Source organism: Sulfitobacter sp. M85 (assembly GCF_029285915.1).
GTDB lineage: Bacteria > Pseudomonadota > Alphaproteobacteria > Rhodobacterales > Rhodobacteraceae > Sulfitobacter > Sulfitobacter faviae.
In genome coordinates, this window is the sequence record NZ_JABECQ010000001.1 from 282648 (window position 1) to 300480 (window position 17833).

At 63.7% G+C, this 17833-nt stretch carries 16 protein-coding genes; 10 read left to right on the forward strand and 6 right to left on the reverse strand.

Annotated features, from left to right (window positions below; all coding sequences use genetic code 11):
- Positions 1-134 precede the first annotated feature (134 nt).
- Positions 135-1115: an asparaginase gene (locus HKX24_RS01485; RefSeq protein ID WP_271692610.1), complete on the forward strand. Its 981-nt coding sequence runs from the start codon at positions 135-137 to the stop codon at positions 1113-1115.
- A gap of 54 nt (positions 1116-1169) precedes the next feature.
- On the opposite strand, the gene serB is transcribed toward HKX24_RS01485, so the two are convergent.
- A complete protein-coding gene (gene serB / locus HKX24_RS01490) occupies positions 1170-2045 on the reverse strand; it encodes a phosphoserine phosphatase SerB (protein WP_271692611.1) in 876 nt (291 codons plus the stop codon).
- 154 nt (positions 2046-2199) lie between these two features.
- Here serB and HKX24_RS01495 point away from each other — a divergent pair, with 154 nt between their 5' ends.
- From HKX24_RS01495 to HKX24_RS01505, 3 genes are all read left to right on the forward strand, one after another.
- Positions 2200-3363 carry a phosphoserine transaminase gene (locus HKX24_RS01495; RefSeq protein ID WP_271692612.1) on the forward strand — a complete coding sequence of 388 codons (1164 nt, stop codon included), beginning with the start codon at positions 2200-2202 and terminating at the stop codon, positions 3361-3363.
- A 95-nt stretch (positions 3364-3458) separates the two neighbouring features.
- A complete protein-coding gene (gene serA, locus HKX24_RS01500; protein WP_209216830.1) occupies positions 3459-5054 on the forward strand; it encodes a phosphoglycerate dehydrogenase in 1596 nt (531 codons plus the stop codon).
- Positions 5055-5189: 135 nt separating this feature from the next.
- Positions 5190-5918, forward strand: a complete 729-nt coding sequence (locus HKX24_RS01505; protein WP_271692613.1) for a metallophosphoesterase family protein — start codon at positions 5190-5192, stop codon at positions 5916-5918.
- Positions 5919-5923: 5 nt separating this feature from the next.
- Here the strand turns inward: HKX24_RS01505 and tdh are convergent, their stop codons facing one another.
- The 3 genes from tdh to HKX24_RS01520 form a co-directional block, all read right to left on the reverse strand.
- Positions 5924-6964 (reverse strand): L-threonine 3-dehydrogenase, encoded by a 1041-nt coding sequence (gene tdh, locus HKX24_RS01510; RefSeq protein WP_271692614.1) that lies wholly within the window; start codon positions 6962-6964, stop codon positions 5924-5926.
- A complete protein-coding gene (locus HKX24_RS01515) occupies positions 6964-8148 on the reverse strand; it encodes a glycine C-acetyltransferase (RefSeq protein ID WP_271692615.1) in 1185 nt (394 codons plus the stop codon). The genes tdh and HKX24_RS01515 overlap by 1 nt, the downstream gene beginning before the upstream one ends.
- A 94-nt stretch (positions 8149-8242) precedes the next feature.
- A complete protein-coding gene (locus HKX24_RS01520; RefSeq protein WP_276153764.1) occupies positions 8243-8809 on the reverse strand; it encodes a helix-turn-helix domain-containing protein in 567 nt (188 codons plus the stop codon).
- 115 nt (positions 8810-8924) lie between these two features.
- Between HKX24_RS01520 and HKX24_RS01525 the strand changes: the two genes are divergently transcribed.
- Positions 8925-10106 carry an acetyl-CoA C-acyltransferase family protein gene (locus HKX24_RS01525; protein WP_271692616.1) on the forward strand — a complete coding sequence of 394 codons (1182 nt, stop codon included), beginning with the start codon at positions 8925-8927 and terminating at the stop codon, positions 10104-10106.
- A 28-nt stretch (positions 10107-10134) separates the two neighbouring features.
- Here the strand turns inward: HKX24_RS01525 and ubiB are convergent, their stop codons facing one another.
- A complete protein-coding gene (gene ubiB / locus HKX24_RS01530; RefSeq protein ID WP_271692617.1) occupies positions 10135-11667 on the reverse strand; it encodes a 2-polyprenylphenol 6-hydroxylase in 1533 nt (510 codons plus the stop codon).
- A complete protein-coding gene (gene ubiE, locus HKX24_RS01535; protein ID WP_067261168.1) occupies positions 11667-12419 on the reverse strand; it encodes a bifunctional demethylmenaquinone methyltransferase/2-methoxy-6-polyprenyl-1,4-benzoquinol methylase UbiE in 753 nt (250 codons plus the stop codon). Before ubiE ends, ubiB begins: the two co-directional genes overlap by 1 nt.
- A 100-nt stretch (positions 12420-12519) precedes the next feature.
- On the opposite strand from ubiE, the gene mutM reads away from it, so the two are divergent.
- The 5 genes from mutM (at position 12520) to dnaN (ending at position 17813) form a co-directional block, all read left to right on the forward strand.
- On the forward strand, positions 12520-13371 hold the full coding sequence (gene mutM, locus HKX24_RS01540; protein WP_209216843.1) for a bifunctional DNA-formamidopyrimidine glycosylase/DNA-(apurinic or apyrimidinic site) lyase: 852 nt from the start codon (positions 12520-12522) through the stop codon (positions 13369-13371).
- Positions 13372-13435: 64 nt separating this feature from the next.
- The gene (locus HKX24_RS01545; RefSeq protein ID WP_067261165.1) at positions 13436-14212 is read left to right on the forward strand and encodes an enoyl-CoA hydratase; all 777 of its coding nucleotides are present in this window, start codon (positions 13436-13438) and stop codon (positions 14210-14212) included.
- Between the two features lie 173 nt (positions 14213-14385).
- A complete protein-coding gene (gene rpsT / locus HKX24_RS01550; protein ID WP_067261164.1) occupies positions 14386-14649 on the forward strand; it encodes a 30S ribosomal protein S20 in 264 nt (87 codons plus the stop codon).
- Positions 14650-15170: 521 nt separating this feature from the next.
- The gene (gene dnaA, locus HKX24_RS01555; RefSeq protein ID WP_271692618.1) at positions 15171-16532 is read left to right on the forward strand and encodes a chromosomal replication initiator protein DnaA; all 1362 of its coding nucleotides are present in this window, start codon (positions 15171-15173) and stop codon (positions 16530-16532) included.
- 162 nt (positions 16533-16694) lie between these two features.
- Positions 16695-17813: a DNA polymerase III subunit beta gene (gene dnaN, locus HKX24_RS01560; protein ID WP_271692619.1), complete on the forward strand. Its 1119-nt coding sequence runs from the start codon at positions 16695-16697 to the stop codon at positions 17811-17813.
- Positions 17814-17833 lie beyond the last annotated feature (20 nt).

Below are 17833 nucleotides of genomic sequence, written 5' to 3' on the forward strand. Positions count from 1 at the left end.
CAACCGGGCAACCTCGGGCGGGTTGCTCTCTTGCGGGTGTCTGTTATCTGTTCGACACCAACCACAATAACGGCAAACGCGCGACCGACGAAACCCTGATTGGCAGGTTTTCGCCCAGAAACAGGATGAACCTCATGACCAAAGCAGCCCCCTTTGCGGAAATCTGGCGCGGACCCTTTCTGGAAAGCGTGCATTCCGGTCACGCCGTGATCTGCGACGCCAGCGGCCAGATTGTCGAGGCTTGGGGCGACCCGGAAAAGGTCATTCTGCCGCGCTCTTCTTCCAAGATGATCCAAGCGCTGCCGCTGATCAATTCCGGCGCGGCGGATAAGGCGGGGCTAAGCACCGAGCAACTGGCGCTGGCCTGCGCCTCGCACCAGGGGGCCGCCATCCACACCGACCGGGTGGGCGTCTGGCTCGACACGCTGGGTCTGGACGACGACGCCTTTCGCTGCGGCCCGCAGGAGCCCGCCGACCGCGACGCGATGGAGGGGCTGATCCGCGCTCATGAGAAACCCTGCCAAATCCACAACAACTGCTCGGGCAAACACGCAGGCTTCCTGACGCTGAACCAACATCTGGGCGGCGGTGCCGATTACGAAAAGCCGGACCATGCGGTGCAAAAAGCCTGCCTTGAGGCTTTCGAGACGGTCACGCAAGAAACCTCCCCCGGCTATGGGATCGACGGCTGCTCGGCCCCGAATTACGCCTGCACCCTGCACGGTATGGCCCGCGCCATGGCCCATTTCGCCGCCGCCCCCGAAGGCTCTGCCGAGGCGCGCCTGCACGAAGCCATGCGCCTGCACCCCGAACTCGTCGCGGGCGAAGGCCGTGCCTGCACAGAACTGATGCGGGCGATGGACGGCAAGGTCGCGTTGAAAACCGGGGCCGAAGGGTTCTTCATTGCCATCTGGCCCGAGCGTAAGCTGGGCATTGCATTGAAAGCCGCTTGCGGCACCACCCGTGCCGCCGAATGTGCGATCACCGCGCTGATGGTCAAACTGGGGGCGCTGGACGCCAACCACCCCGCCGCGCTCAAGCGGATGAACGCGTCGATCAAGAACTGGCGCGGGCTTGAGACCGGGATGCTGAAACCGGCGGCGGGGCTGCTTTAAGCCTCTCGCGCTGCCGCTTTGCTGAAACGAAGCGGCAGCGCCACACGGGCAGTCTCAGCCCGCGAATTCGGTACGCGCATAGCCCTGCACGAACAGCAGCGCGGTCAAATCGCCGAAGTTGATGCGGATGTCGCATTCCGCCGCAACCGACGGTTTGGCATGCAGCGCAACGCCCATGCCAGCGCGCCCCAACATGCCCAGATCATTGGCCCCATCACCCACGGCGATGACCTGATCCTCGGTGATCCCCAGCTTTGCCGTGATCTCTTCCAGCGCGGTGACCTTGGCCTCGCGCCCAAGGATCGGAAGCCCCACATCGCCCGTCAGCGCGGCCTGTTCAACCAGCAGCGTATTGGCGCGATTCTCATCAAAGCCCAGCATCTCGGCCACTTTGGCTGTGAAGGCGGTGAACCCGCCCGAGACCAGCGCGGCATAGCCGCCATTGGCCTTCATTGTGCCCACCAGCGCCCCGCCGCCGGGCATCAGGGTGATCCGCTCGGCCAAGACCTTGTCGATCACGCTGGCTTCCAAACCTTTCAACAGGCCGACCCGTTCGCGCAGGGCGCCGTCGAAATCCAACTCACCGTTCATGGCGCGGGCGGTGATCTCTTTCACGCGCTCCCCGACGCCTGCTTCATCGGCCAATTCGTCGATACATTCTTGCTGGATCATCGTGCTGTCCATATCGGCCAGCAGCATCTTCTTGCGGCGGCCCTCTGTCGGCACGATCACCAGATCGACCCCCATGGATTGGCAGCTTTCCCAGACATCCCAACGGTTTTCCGGCATCTGCGCCAGCGAGAACTCCGCCGCCTCATCCGGGGCCAGCCAAAGCGCGTCACCCCCGCCCCAAGCATTGCGCAGGCTTTCCACCAGCGCGGGGTCGAGGCTGGGGTTGGTGGGGGAGGTCAACAAGATTGCCGTGAACATAAGTTTCCGATCCGCATCATTCGCGCCGCGCAAAGCGACATGACCGGCGTCCTAGCGTCATTTTGCGACTTGCGCCAGCCCGGCCTCCCCGCGTATCCCGGCAAGTGGGACACCCTTCCCCAACGAAGGGCGAATATCTGAGAGGGTAGCATCAATGGCTATGAACCAACCGGCACCGCGCCCGGAAGCGAAACCTGTTGCCGTACCGGCAAACCCGCGTTTCTCCTCCGGCCCCTGCGCCAAAATCCCCACATTCGATTTGACCAAGCTCGCGGATGCACCGCTGGGCCGCAGCCACCGTGCCGCGCCCGGCAAGGCCAAGCTCGCAGAGGCGATCGAGACCACCCGCGAAGTGCTCGGCGTGCCCGCCGACTACCGCATCGGCATCGTGCCTGCCTCCGACACCGGCGCCTTCGAGATGGCCATGTGGTCGCTCTTGGGCGAACGCCCGGCCGAGATGGTCGCTTGGGAAAGCTTTGGCGCGGGCTGGGTCACCGACGTGGTCAAGCAGCTGAAGATCGAGGCTCAGGTCCACACCGCTGAGTATGGCGAGATCGTCGACATGGCCGCGCTGAATTATGACAACGACGTCTGCTTTACCTGGAACGGCACGACCTCTGGCGTGCGCGTACCCACGGGCGACGTGATCCCGGCGGACCGCGCGGGGCTCACGCTCTGCGACGCGACCTCCGCCGCCTTCGCGCAGGACCTGCCGTGGGACAAGCTCGATGTGACAACCTTCTCTTGGCAGAAGGTGTTGGGCGGCGAAGCAGCGCATGGCATGCTGATCCTCAGCCCGCGTGCTGTCGAGCGGCTGGAGAATTACACCCCCGCGTGGCCGCTGCCCAAGATCTTCCGCCTGACCAAGGGCGGCAAGCTGAACGAGGGCATCTTCCGCGGCGAGACGATCAACACGCCCTCGATGCTCTGCGTCGAGGATTACCTGCTGGCGCTGGACTGGGCCAAATCCGTGGGCGGCCTGAAAGGCCTAATCGCGCGGGCCGATGCCAACACCAAGGCCGTGGCCGATTTCGTCGAGGCGCATGACTGGATCGACTTCCTCGCGACCGATCCCGCGACACGCTCCAACACATCGGTCTGCCTGAAGTTCACCGACGACCGCATCGCGGACGGTGCGGCCTTCGCCAAGGCCGTGGCCAAGCGGCTGGCGGATGAGGGCGCGGCGCTGGACATCGGCGCCTACCGCGATGCCCCTCCGGGCCTGCGCATCTGGTGCGGCGGCACGGTCGAGACGGCGGACATCGAGGCGATGCTGCCTTGGCTCGAATGGGCTTTTGAAGCCGAAATCAACGCGTGATGCGATGGTGCGCGAGGATCGCGCACCCTACTCCCCCCTCTCGTCGGCTGCGCGTTTCTGCGCACCGCTGACCCCGTTTATGAAGGACCAGACACATGGCCCCCAAAGTACTCATTTCCGACAAACTCTCCGAAGCTGCCGTTCAGATCTTCCGCGACCGCGGCATCGACGTGGATTTTCAGCCCGATCTGGGCAAGGACAAAGACAAGCTGGCCGAGATCATCGGCAACTATGATGGCCTCGCCATCCGCTCGGCCACCAAGGTGACGGAAAAGATCCTCGCCAATGCGCCGAACCTCAAGGTGATTGGCCGCGCGGGCATCGGCACCGACAACATCGACAAGGAAGCCGCCTCGAAACAGGGTGTGATCGTGATGAACACGCCCTTCGGCAACATGATCACCACCGCCGAACATGCCATCGCGATGATGTTCGCCGTGGCGCGGCAGATCCCCGAGGCAAGCGCCTCCACCCATGCGGGCAAATGGGAGAAGTCCAAGTTCATGGGGGTCGAGCTGACCGGCAAGACCCTTGGCGTGATCGGCGCGGGCAACATCGGCGGCATCGTCTGCGACCGCGCGCGCGGGCTGAAGATGAAGGTCGTGGCCTATGACCCCTTCCTGGGCGAAGAGAAGGCCGAGAAGATGGGCGTCGAGAAGGTCGAACTGGACGAGCTTCTCTCCCGCGCCGACTTCATCACCCTGCACGTGCCGTACACCGAGCAGACCGCGAATATCCTGAGCCGCGAGAACCTCGAAAAAACCAAGCCCGGCGTGCGCATCATCAACTGCGCCCGCGGCGGTTTGGTGGACGAGGAAGCGCTGGCCGACCTGCTGAAGTCGGGCCATGTAGCGGGCGCGGGCTTCGACGTCTTCGCCGAGGAACCGGCCAAGGAGAACCCGCTCTTCAATCTGCCCAACGTGGTCTGCACCCCGCACCTCGGCGCCGCGACCACCGAGGCGCAGGAGAACGTGGCCCTGCAGGTGGCCGAGCAGATGTCCGACTACCTGCTGACCGGCGCCGTTACCAACGCGCTGAACATGCCCTCGGTCACCGCCGAAGAGGCCAAGGTCATGGGCCCATGGGTCAAACTAGCCGGGCATCTGGGTGCCTTCATCGGACAGATGACGGACGAGCCGATCAAGGCGATCAACATCCTCTACGACGGTTCGGTCGCAAAGATGAACCTCAAGGCGCTGAACTGCGGCGTCGTCGCGGGCATCATGAAGCGCGCCAACCCGGACGTGAACATGGTCTCGGCCCCCGTGGTTGCCCGTGAAAAGGGCATCCAGATCAGCACCACCAACCAAGACAAATCCGGCGTCTTTGACGGCTATGTCAAGGTGACCGTGGTGACCGAGAAGCGCGAGCGCTCCATCGCGGGCACCGTCTTCTCGGACGGCAAGCCGCGCTTCATCCAGATCAAGGGCATCACCATCGACGCCGAGATCGGGGAGCATATGCTCTACACCACCAACGAAGACGTGCCGGGCATCATCGGCACATTGGGCCAGACCATGGGCGAGAACGGCGTGAACATCGCCAACTTTACTCTTGGCCGCCACACCGCCAAGGGCGAGGCGATTGCCTTGCTCTATGTCGATGATCAAGTGCCCGAGACAGTGATCGGCAAGCTGCGCGACACCGGCATGTTCCGGCAGATCAAGCCGCTGCAATTCGACGTGGCCTAAGGCCCGCACGACCTGCACAATCTGGAAGCGCCCCCTCGCGGGGCGCTTTTGCTTTTGGGGCATTGTCGGGCCTAAGCCTTCCCTTCCCCGCCGCTTTGCGGCATCACGAGGGGGTGCAGAAGGACAGGAACGATCATGCCCAGCCCCATCTATGCCATCGGAGACATCCACGGTTACGCCGCCGAGCTTGAGCGCGTTTTGACCCTGATCGAAGAAGACGGCGGGCCGGGCGCGCGCATCGTTTTCCTCGGAGATTACACCGACCGCGGCCCCGACAGCAAAGCGGTGATCGAACGGCTTGCGCAGGGCAAAGCCGAGGGCCGCAACTGGACCTTCCTCATGGGCAATCACGACCGCATGTTCAGCTGGTTCATGGAGGATTTCCCTCGTCACGATCCGCTGCTGCTGGTTGAGCTTAACTGGCTGAACCCGCGTTTGGGCGGCGACACGACGCTGGGGTCCTACGGCGTATCGGTCAGCGGGCGCGACCGGATGTCAGAGGTGCATGAGAAAGCCCGCGCAGCGGTGCCGCAGAGCCATGTGGATTTCCTCAAGACCCTCGCCCTATCACATCAAACGCCCGACCTGTTCTTTGCCCATGCGGGCATCCGCCCGGAGGTGCCGCTGGATGATCAGCGCGAGAATGATCTGCTGTGGATCCGCAAGGAGTTTCACCAATACACCGCGCCGCATCCCAAGCTGATCGTCCATGGCCACACGCCGGTCGACAGCGCCATGCACTATGGCAACCGGGTGAACCTCGACACCGGGGCGGGCTATGGCAAACCGCTCTGCGCAGCGGTGTTCGAAGGGGAAGACGTTTGGGTTCTCACGCAACAGGGGCGCAATCGCCTGCGCCCGTGAGCGGTTCAGGTCCAGTCCAGCACCACCTTGCCTGACCGCCCCGATTTCATCGCGGCGAACCCCTGTTCGAACTCATCGACTCCAAAGCGGTGGGTGATGATGGCCGAGACGTCCAGCCCGTTTTCCAGCATGGCGATCATCTTGTACCAGGTCTCGAAAATCTCGCGGCCATAGACGCCCTTGATGGTGATCGCCTTGAAAACAATCCGGCTCCAGTCCACCGGCGACTTGCCCGGCGGGATGCCCAGCATGGCGATGCGCCCGCCCATGGTCATCGCCTCCACCATCTGGTCCAGCGCTTGCTGGTTGCCCGACATCTCTAGGCCCACGTCAAAGCCCTGTTTCATCTTCAGCCGCGGGATCACATCAGCCAAATCCTCCTCGGCGACGTTCACCGGCACCACATCGGCGACCTTCGCCGCCAGCGCCAGCCGGTCGGGGTTCACATCCGTGATCACCACATGCCGCGCGCCGACGTGCCGCGCCACCGCGGCGGCCATGATGCCGATGGGCCCCGCGCCGGTGATCAACACATCCTCGCCCACCAGATCAAAACTCAGCGCGGTATGCACCGCATTGCCCAGAGGATCGAGGATCGCGCCGATGTCGTCGGAAATCTCGTCCGGCAGCGGCACCACGTTGAAGGCGGGCAGCTTGAGGTATTGCGCAAAGGCCCCCTGTTCATTGACGCCGATGCCCCGCGTCGCGGGATCGAGGTGGAACTTGCCCGCCCGGCTCTGCCGCGACTGCTTGCCGATCAGATGCCCCTCGCCCGAGCAGCGCTGGCCGATCTCCAGCCCCTCGACATTGCGGCCCAGCTCCACGATCTCGCCGGCGAATTCATGGCCGGTGATCAGCCCTACCGGCACGGTCCCGGCGGCCCAGTCGTCCCAGTTCCAGATGTGAATGTCGGTGCCGCAGATGCCGGTCTTGTTGATCTTGATCAGCACGTCCTCAGGGCCGATCTCGGGCACCGGCGCATGGGTCATCCACAGCCCCTCGCGGGGGTGCAGTTTGGCCAGCGCCTTCATCTCGTTCGCCGCCATCAGATCACCCCACAGGCCTTGCCGGCCGTCTCGAAGGCTTTCAGCGCGCGGTCCAATTGTTCGCGGGCCAGCGCCGCGTTCATCTGGGTGCGGATGCGCGCCTGACCGCGCGGCACCACCGGGAAGAAGAAGCCCGAGACATAGACGCCTTCCTCGAAAAGCTTCGCCGCCATGTCCTGCGCCACCTGCGCCTCGCCCAGCATGACCGGCACGATGGGATGCTCGCCGGGCAGCAGATCGAAGCCCAGCTTCTCCAGCCCCGCGCGCCAGTATTCGGTGTTCTCGAACAGACGCGCGCGCAGGTCGTCGCCCTCCTCGACCAGTTCCAGCGCCCGGATGCCGGCGCGCACGATGGAGGACGGCAGCGAGTTCGAGAATAGATAGGGCCGCGCGCGCTGGCGCAGCAGGTCGATCACCGGCTGCGGCCCCGCGATATAGCCGCCGATGGCCCCGCCGAGCGCCTTGCCCAGCGTGCCGGTCACGATGTCCACCTTGACCCCGTGATGCGCCGGGGTGCCGGCACCCTTTGGCCCCATGAAGCCGGTGGAATGGCAGTCGTCGACCATCACCAGCGCCTCGTATTTCTCGGCCAGCGCCACGATCTCTGGCAGTTTTGCCAGATAGCCGTCCATCGAGAAGACCCCGTCGGTCGCGATCATGATGAAGCGCGCGCCATCCTCGCGGCCCTGTTTCAGCTTGGCCTCCAGATCCGCCATGTCGCTGTTGGCATAGCGGTAGCGCTTGGCCTTGCAGAGCCGGATGCCGTCGATGATCGAGGCATGGTTCAGCGCATCCGAGATCACCGCGTCCTCCGGCCCCAGCAGCGGCTCGAAGAGCCCGCCGTTGGCGTCGAAACAGGCGGCGAAGAGGATCGAATCGTCATGACCCAGGAAGCTGGCCAGCTTCTGCTCCAACTCGCGGTGGATGTCCTGCGTGCCGCAGATGAAACGGACCGAGGCCATGCCAAAGCCCTTCTCGTCCATCGCTTCCTTGGCGGCGGCAATAAGCTCGGGGTGATCGGCGAGGCCGAGGTAGTTGTTGGCGCAGAGGTTGATGACCTCGCGGTCGCCCACCGCTATTTCGCCGCCCTGCGGGGTGGTGATGAGCCGCTCGCGCTTCATCATGCCCTCGGCGTCGATCTCGGCTAGGGTGTCGGTGACATGGGATAGAAATGCTTGGGTCATGAGGCTCTCCTTTTCAGGGAGCGTCTACCATAACGGAGGCGGTTCCGAAATAGAGGATTTCCGGAATGGCGGAATTTTTCCGATATTGCGGAAACTAGGCGTCCTGAACCACCAGAAAGGCGCGCACCGGCCCCTCTGTCGCGCGGATCGCATGGGGCACGTCGGCGACATAGCGCGCGGTGTCGCCGGCCTGCAGCCGCTCGGTCCCGGTGCCGCTGGTGACCTCCACCGCGCCCTCGAAGACACTGAGATGCTCGCGCGCGCCGCGGGTGTGGGGCGCACTGTCGAGCACGCCGCCCTCCGCGATAAGCAACTCGTAGACCTCGTGATGCCCGGCTTCCTCGGGCGGCGACAGGATGCGAATGCGGCAACCGTCGCCCAGATTACTGATCGTCGGCACGGCGGCACTGCGCAGCACCTCGATCTGCGGCTCGCCGGGGGCGGCGTCGAGAAGACCGGCAAAATCCACCTGAAGCGCGCGGGTGAGGTTCCACAGCGTCGCGATGGTGGGGCTCGATTCGCCGCGCTCGATCTGGCTGACCATGGAGCGCGACACGCCTGAGAGCTTCGCCACGGCGTCGAGCGATAACCCCTGCCCCTGCCGCGCTTCTTTCAGGCGGGCGGGCAGCTGTGTCAGGATCTTGTCGGTGTTGTCCGTCATGGCGGATATGTCGCGCGGCGCCCCGCTCCTGTCAAGGCGCCGCATGACGGGACGTTCCCGCTGACTTTGCCGCGTACCCGGCCCATAGTGCCGGCAAATGACAGAGGAGAGTTTCATGTCAGACGATATCGTCATCCTGAGCGGCGCACGCACCGCCATCGGCACTTTCGGCGGCAACCTTGCCGCCACACCGCCCACCAAGCTGGGCAGCACCGTCGCGGCGGCGGCGATGGAGCGCGCGGGCGTTGACCCGGCGCAGATCGGCCATGTCGTCTTTGGCACCGTCATCAACACCGAGCCGCGCGACATGTACCTCAGCCGCGTCGCCGCGCGCGACGCGGGCGTGCCCGACGAGGTGCCGGCGATGAATGTGAACCGTCTTTGTGGCTCGGGCGTTCAGGCACTGGTCTCGGCCACCCAGAGCCTGATGCTGGGCGATGCAGACTTCGCGCTGGCCGGTGGTGCCGAAAGCATGTCGCGCGCGCCCTATGTGCTGCCCGACGCCCGCTGGGGCCAGAAGATGGGCGATGCACGCAGCCTCGACATGCTGCTGGGCACGCTGAACTGCCCCTTCGGCACCGGGCATATGGGCGTGACGGCAGAGAACGTGGCGGATGAACACACGATCACCCGCGAGGAAATGGACGCCTTCGCCCTGCAAAGCCAGGAACGCGCGGCGGCGGCCATCGCGGCAGGGCATTTCAAGGACCAGATCGTGCCGGTCGATGTGAAGGTGAAGCGCGACATGGTGCCCTTCGACACCGACGAACACCCCAAATCCACGACCGCCGAGGCGCTGGCCGGGCTGCGCCCCGTCTTCCAGAAAGATGGCCGCGTCACGGCGGGCAACGCCAGCGGCATCAACGACGGGGCCGCGGCGCTGGTGCTGGCCCGCGCGGAGGCAGCGAAATCTGCCGGGCTGACGCCCCGCGCCCGCATCCTCGGCTATGCCCACGCCGGCGTGCGCCCCGAGGTCATGGGCATCGGCCCGGTCCCTGCCGTGCGCCGTTTGCTGGAGCGCACGGGCCTGAAGGCCGATGACTTCGACGTGATAGAAAGCAACGAGGCTTTCGCGAGCCAAGCGCTGGCCGTAAGCAAGGAACTGGGCTTCGATCCTGCAAAGGTAAACCCCAACGGCGGGGCCATCGCGCTTGGCCACCCGGTCGGCGCGACGGGGGCGATCATCACCGTGAAGGCGCTGTATGAATTGGAGCGGATTGGCGGCAAACGCGCGTTGATCACCATGTGCATCGGCGGCGGGCAAGGCATCGCCATGGCCATCGAACGTATCGCCTGAAGGCCGGGGGGCCGCGCGGCCCCCTGCCCTAAAGCAGTGCGTCAATCAGGGCGATTGTGGTGGCCCCGGCCACACCGGACATCACCGCAGTCGCCGCGATATAGCGCCAGAAACGCGGTTGGCGCTCGGGCTGCTCTTCGGTCTGACGGTTCAGCGCCTGTTCGACCAGCCCGGGCAGGCGGGGGCCGAAGCGGGCCATGACCATCGCCGTGTCGCGCAGATCAGAGACGATGGCCCGCGGACCGAGCGACTTGGTGATATAGTCGGTCACGATGGGGCTGGCGACTTCCCAGATGTTGATATGCGGGTTGAGCGAGCGGGCCACGCCCTCGACCACGACCATGGTGCGTTGCAGCAAGATCAGCTCGGTCCGGGTTTCCATGCCGAAACGCTCGGTCACCTCAAACAGATAGGTCAGCAGCCGCGCCATGGAAATGCGGGTGGCGTCCATGCCGAAAATCGGCTCGCCCACCGCACGCAGGGCGCGGGCGAATTCATCGACATCCTTATCGGCGGGGACATATCCCGCCTCGAAATGCACCTTGGCAACGCGCTGGTAGTCGCGGCGGATGAAACCATAGAGAATCTCGGCATAGACCCGGCGGGTGTAGCTGTCGATATGGCCCATGATGCCGAAGTCATAGGCGATGATATCGCCGTTGGCCGCGACCTTGAGGTTACCTTGGTGCATGTCGGCGTGGAAATAACCGTCGCGCAGGGCGTGCTGAAGGAAGAGTTGCAACACCCGCTCCGACAGCGCCACACGGTCGTGCCCCGCCGCATCCAGCGCGGCATTGTCGCCCAGCGGCAGCCCATCGGCCCAGCCCAGCGTCATCACGCGACGGCCCGAATAATTCCATTTGATCTCGGGCAGTTGAAACCCGGCGTCATCCTTGGTGTTGGCGGCGAACTCCGACGCGGCGGAACTTTCGAGCCGCAGGTCCAACTCCCCCCGCACGACGCCATCGAAATGTTCGATCACCTCCATCGGGCGCAGGCGGCGCGACCCGGGCGAGAAAATCTCGGCCATGCGGGCGGCGAGGTAGAAGGCGTCAATGTCCTTGCGGAAGGCTTTTTCGATGCCGGGCCGCAGGACTTTGACGGCGACCTCTTCGCCGGCCTCGGCCAGCCGCGCGTGATGCACCTGCGCGATGGAGGCCGCGGCGACGGGTTCGCTGAACTCGGAAAAGATCGCGCTGACCGGCTCGCCCAACTCTTGCTCGACCGCGCTGCGGGCCAGCGCCATGTCGAAGGGCGGCAACTTGTCTTGCAACACGCGCAATTGCACCGCCAGATCGTCGCCCACCACATCGGGGCGGGTCGACAGCACCTGACCGAATTTGATGTAGGCCGGGCCAAGCGCCGTGAGCGCGCGGGTGGCGGGCGGCATCGTCGGGTCGCCCTTGTAGCCCAGCCATTTGAACGGCAGGCCAAGCGCGCGGGCCACGAAACGCAGCGGCGGGGAGGCATCGAAAGCATCCAGCACCACATTCATCGCCCCGGCGCGTTCCAAGGTCGCGCCCGTGCGGATCAACCGCCAGATGTTGTGCGGACCGCGCATCAGAGCTTCCAACCCGAATGCAGCGCCGCGATCCCCATCGACAGGTTGCGATATTTGGCCTGACCAAAGCCCGCCGCGCGGACCATCGACAGGAAGGTCTCTTGATCGGGGAAATTGCGGATCGATTCGACCAGATATTGATAGCTGTCGCGGTCGCCCGCGATGGCTTGGCCCATGCGCGGGATCACATTGAAGCTGTAGAGGTCATAGGCCTTCTGCATCGCCGGATTGGGCAGTTGGCTGAACTCCAACACCATCAGACGGCCACCGGGGCGCAGCACGCGGTACGCCTCGTTCAGCGCCTCTTGCGGGCGGGTCACGTTGCGGATGCCGAAGCTGATTGTGTAAACGTCGAAGGTGTTGTCGGGGAACGGTAGCGCCATGGCGTCGCCCACGACCCAATCGAGGCTGCCGGTCAGCCTGTCCGCCTCGGCCCGCTGGCGGCCTTCGACCAGCATCGGCTCGGTCAGGTCGAGCACCGTGGCATGGCCGTGTCCGGCACGTTTGAGGAATTTGAAAGACACATCGCCAGTGCCTCCCGCCACATCGAGCAGTTTCTGACCGGGGCGCGGGGCGAGCCAGTCCATCATCGCTTCTTTCCAGACGCGGTGGATCCCCATACTCATCACATCGTTCATGATGTCGTATTTGCTGGCGACGGAGTTGAACACACCCTGCACGCGCCCGGCCTTTTCATGTTCGGGCACGGTCTCGAAACCGAAATGGGTTGTTTTGTCAGCGTCCTGGGTCATCTGCTCTTGCGATCCTCTGGTTCTGTCCCTTGTTATAGGGTGCCGGGGGGCAGGGACAATGCGTGCCTTTTGTCACAGGCAAGCCAGAGGGGAAACCGAGATGCCGGAACTGCCAGAGGTCGAAACCGTCCGCCGGGGGCTGGCCCCTGCGATGGAGGGCCAAGTGATCGCCCGCGCCGAGGTGAACCGCCCCGATCTGCGCTGGCCCTTCCCCGAGCGGATGGCGGAGCGGCTGACCGGGCAGCGCGTCGGCTTGCTGCGGCGGCGGTCGAAATACATCCTCGCCGATCTGGCGAGCGGGGAATCGCTCTTGGTCCATTTGGGCATGTCCGGGCGGATGCTGGTTTCGGGCGACCCTCTGGGGCAATTTCAGCACAACCACCCCGCACCTGAGAAACATGACCATGTCGTGTTGCATATGGGTAACGGTGCGCGGATCACCTTTAACGACCCGCGCCGTTTCGGCGCGATGGATCTGATGCCCACCGCCGGGGCCGAGACGCACAAGCTGCTGGCCTCGCTCGGGCCGGAACCCTTGGGCAACGACTTTCACGAAGCGCATCTGGTCGCCGCGCTAAAAGGCCGCAACACGCCGATCAAATCCGCGCTGCTGGATCAACGGATCGTGGCGGGCTTGGGCAATATCTATGTCTGCGAAGCGCTTTACCGCGCGGGGATTCACCCGGCCCGCAAGGCCGGGCGCATCTCGGCCACGCGGGTCGCCGGGCTGGTGCCGATCATCCGCCAAGTGCTGGCCGACGCGATCACGGCGGGGGGATCGTCGCTCAAGGATTTTCGGCAGGCGGATGGCGAATTGGGCTATTTCCAACATAGTTTCGATGTCTATGGCCGCGAGGGCCAAGCCTGCCGCAGACCGGGTTGCGACGGGGCAATCGCGCGCATCGTGCAAAGCGGACGCTCTTCCTTCTATTGTCCGCGTTGCCAAAGATAACTTGAAACATGGGGGTGCCGTGGTATGCACATTCCCCTGAGCGCAACAACAAAGAGCATTCTTGATGGCTTACGAAACGATCACCGTGGACGTGGACAACCATGTGGCCCTGATCACCCTGAACCGCCCGGATGCGCTGAACGCGCTCAACGAGGCGCTGCTGGGTGAACTCGCCAAGGCGCTGAAAAGCGCGCAGGAAAACGACAAGGTCCGCTGCATCGTCATCACCGGCTCGGAGAAGGCATTCGCCGCCGGGGCCGATATCGCGATGATGCGCGAGAAAAGCTTTGTCGACGTCTTCATGGGGGATCTTTTCACGCCCGAGACCGATCAGATTCTGCGCGTGCGCAAGCCGATCATCGCCGCTGTGTCGGGCTATGCCCTCGGCGGGGGCTGCGAGTTGGCGATGATGTGCGACTTTATCATCTGTTCGGAAAGCGCCAAGTTCGGCCAGCCCGAGATCAACCTCGGCGTCGTGGCGGGCATCGGCGGCACCCAGCGTCTGACCCGTCTGGTGGGCAAGTCCAAAGCGATGGACATGAACCTCACGGGCCGCTTCATGGATGCCGAAGAAGCCGAACGCTCGGGCCTCGTGTCGCGCGTGGTGCCGGTGAAAAAGCTGATGGAAGAGGCGATGGGCGCCGCTGCCAAGATCGCCGAGAAATCCATGATCTCGGCCACCGTGGTCAAGGAATGCGTGAACCGCGCCTATGAGGTGCCGCTGAGCGAGGGGCTGCTGTTCGAACGCCGCATGTTCCATTCGCTGTTCAACACCGAAGACCAGAAAGAGGGCATGTCCGCTTTCCTCGAAAAGCGCGAAGCGCAATTCCGCGACAAATAAGCGTCGCCCCCGGCGCGGCTTGCATTGCCGCGCCCGCTGCCTTATAGGCGGCACCAATACATGCGCGTGCAGCCCGCTCTGGCTAGAATCACCTACCTCAAGGGGGTCCGGATTTCCGGTCGGGTTGGCGTCACGCATTGCTACGCAACATATGAACCCGAAGGCTGATACTCATGGCAAACACCCGTCAATCCGCAAAGCGCGCCCGTCAAAACGAAAAGCGTTTTGCGATCAACAAAGCACGCCGTTCGCGCATCCGCACCTACCTGCGCAAGGTCGAAGAGGCGATCACCTCCGGTGATAAAGAAGCCGCAACCGCCGCTCTGAAAGCCGCCCAGCCCGAGCTGATGCGCGGCGTCACCAAAGGCGTTTTCCACAAGAATACCGCGTCGCGCAAAATGTCGCGCCTGTCCGCGCGGGTCAAAGCACTGGGCTAATTTGGCTTCATAGCCAAGCCCTTAGAAACACAAGAGGCGCCGCATTGCGGCGCCTTTTTTCGTGCGGGTGCAGCGAAAAAAACACGCCAGAGATTCTTTTCCGGCAATCTCTGAGTCAAGATGGAAGATATGTTGAAGCGAACCGGAAACACTTGCTACCAAAGGTCCAGCGATTCATTTCGCTTGGGGGGACAGGCCCTGAACACGGCGTCAGCCAACTGGCAGAATGCCAAATTCAGGGGGGTGCAAGTGACCGTTCACAGACGGTTCCGCGCACCATCGTGAATGCTGCTGCCAGCACGTTTACCCTGTCGATGAGAACACGAACGGTTCGTTCAGCGCCTCTTGCGCCGGTTTACGGCACAGAAGGCTCATGGGCAGGCCATTCTTTAAAAGTCCGAAGGACACAGGTCGGTCATCCGTGTGGGACCGGGTGGATGACCTGTTGCCGGGTGAAACAGTATTAAGGGCCGGGATCCACTCGGCCTCTGTGCGAAGAGCAAAGCGGGACGTAAGGCACGATGACATTAGATCACTGGGGCGAGATCAAAGAGCGGCTTCTAAAGACCGTGGGGCAGAACAACTACACCACCTGGATTGAACCGCTTGTGCCCGGCGCCGTCGAAGACGGAATCGTGACACTCAAAGTGCCGACGAATTTCTTCGGCAACTACGTCAGCCAGAACTTCTCGGACCTGATTCTGCATGAGATCAACGCGACCGGCACCGATGCCACGCGTCTGAACTTTGCCCTGAATCAGCAGCCTACTTCTGCCGCCGAAAAGCCCGCCCCGGCTGCGCGTCAGACCTCGGCCGCCGCGAAACCTGCCGCCAATTCGCAGCTCAGCACCGCCCCGCTCGACCCGCGCTTCAGCTTTGACAATTTCGTCGTCGGCAAGCCCAACGAACTGGCCCATGCCGCCGCCCGCCGTGTCGCCGAAGGCGGCCCCGTCACCTTCAACCCGCTGTTCCTTTATGGGGGCGTCGGCCTTGGTAAGACCCACCTGATGCACGCGATCGCCCGCGAGCTGCATGAGCGCAAGCCCGAGATGAACGTGCTCTACCTCTCGGCTGAACAGTTCATGTACCGTTTCGTGCAGGCCCTGCGCGACCGTAAGATGATGGATTTCAAGGAAATCTTCCGCTCGGTCGATGTGCTGATGGTCGACGACGTGCAGTTCATCGCGGGCAAAGACTCCACGCAGGAGGAGTTCTTTCACACGTTCAACGCGCTTGTGGACCAGCATAAGCAGATCATCATCTCCGCCGACCGCGCCCCGGGTGAGATCAAGGATCTCGAAGACCGCGTGAAATCGCGCCTGCAATGCGGGTTGATCGTCGATCTGCACCCCACGGACTACGAGTTGCGCCTCGGCATTCTGCAAAGCAAGGTCGACGTGCAGCGCAAGACCTACCCCGACCTCGAAGTCGCCGACGGAGTGTTGGAATTCCTCGCGCATCGCATCACCTCGAACGTCCGCGTGCTCGAAGGTGCGCTGACCCGCCTCTTCGCCTTCGCATCGCTGGTGGGCCGCGAGATCGACATGGGGCTGACGCAGGATTGTCTGGCCGACGTGCTGCGCGCCTCGGAGCGCAAGATTTCGGTCGAGGAAATCCAGCGCAAGGTTTCCGACCATTACAACATCCGCCTGAGCGACATGATCGGCCCCAAGCGCCTGCGCAGCTACGCGCGCCCGCGTCAGGTGGCGATGTATCTGTGCAAACAGATGACCAGCCGTTCTCTGCCCGAGATCGGCCGCCGCTTTGGCGGGCGCGACCACACCACCGTCATGCACGGGGTGCGCCGGATCGAAGAACTCAAGGTCTCGGACGGTCAGATCGCCGAGGATCTGGAACTGCTGCGCCGGGCGCTCGAATCCTAAGCATAGCGGCCTGAGGGTTGTCCTCAGGACACGGTCAAACAGTGATCGGGGGCGCAGCTTGCGCCCCTCTTGCATTCACTTCAACAAAGCCACAAAAGTTCTTGTGTAAGCGTGGGAACCGGGTAGTTTGCCTCTCCCGGCAGTCGGTATGGGAGAAGGCATATGAAATTCAGCATCGAACGCGCGGCACTGCTCAAAGCCGTTTCGCAAGCCCAATCCGTGGTCGAGCGCCGCAACACCATTCCGATCCTCGCCAACGTGCTGATCGAGGCCGAGGGCAGCGATGTCTCCTTCCGCGCCACCGATCTGGATATCGAGGTGGTCGACAAGGTCGCCGCCCAAGTGGAGCGCGCAGGCGCCACCACCGTTTCGGCCACGCTGCTTCATGAAATCGTGCGCAAGCTGCCCGACGGCGCGCTGATCAGCCTCACCGCCGACACCGCTGCTGGCCGCCTGACGGTCGAAGCGGGCCGCTCCAACTTCTCGCTGGCCACCCTGCCGCGCGAGGATTTCCCCGTCATGGCGTCTTCGGAATATGCCTCGAACTTCTCGGCCCCGGCCCCGGTGCTGCGCCGCCTGTTTGACAAGTCGAAATTCGCCATCTCCACCGAGGAGACGCGCTATTACCTCAACGGGGTCTACCTGCATGTGGCGGATGCCGAGGGCGGCAAGGCGCTGCGCTGCGTGGCCACCGACGGTCACCGTCTGGCCCGGATCGACGCTGGGATGCCCGAGGGGGCGTCTGAGATGCCCGGCGTGATCGTCCCGCGCAAGACCGTGGGCGAGCTGCGCAAACTACTCGACGATGACGAGATGGAAATCGCGGTGTCCGTGTCCGAGACCAAGATCCGTTTCGCCACCCCGGCCATCACCCTGACCTCGAAGGTCATCGACGGCACCTTCCCCGACTACACCCGCGTCATTCCGCAGGGGAACACCCGCAAGATGGAAGTCGACGCCGCCGATTTCGCCCGCGCGGTGGACCGCGTGGCGACCGTTTCTTCCGAGCGTTCGCGCGCCGTGAAACTGCAACTGGACGAAGACCGTCTGGTGCTGTCCGTCAACGCGCCCGACAGCGGTGCTGCCGAAGAAGAGCTTGCCGTGGCTTACGGCGACGAGCGTCTCGAAATCGGCTTCAACGCGAAATACCTGTTGGAAATCGCAAGCCAAGTGGACCGCGAGAACGCCGTTTTCCTGTTCAACTCCTCGGGCGATCCGACCCTGATGCGCGAAGGCACCGACACTTCGGCAGTCTACGTCGTCATGCCGATGCGCGTGTGACTTGGGCGGGAATTTTTGAA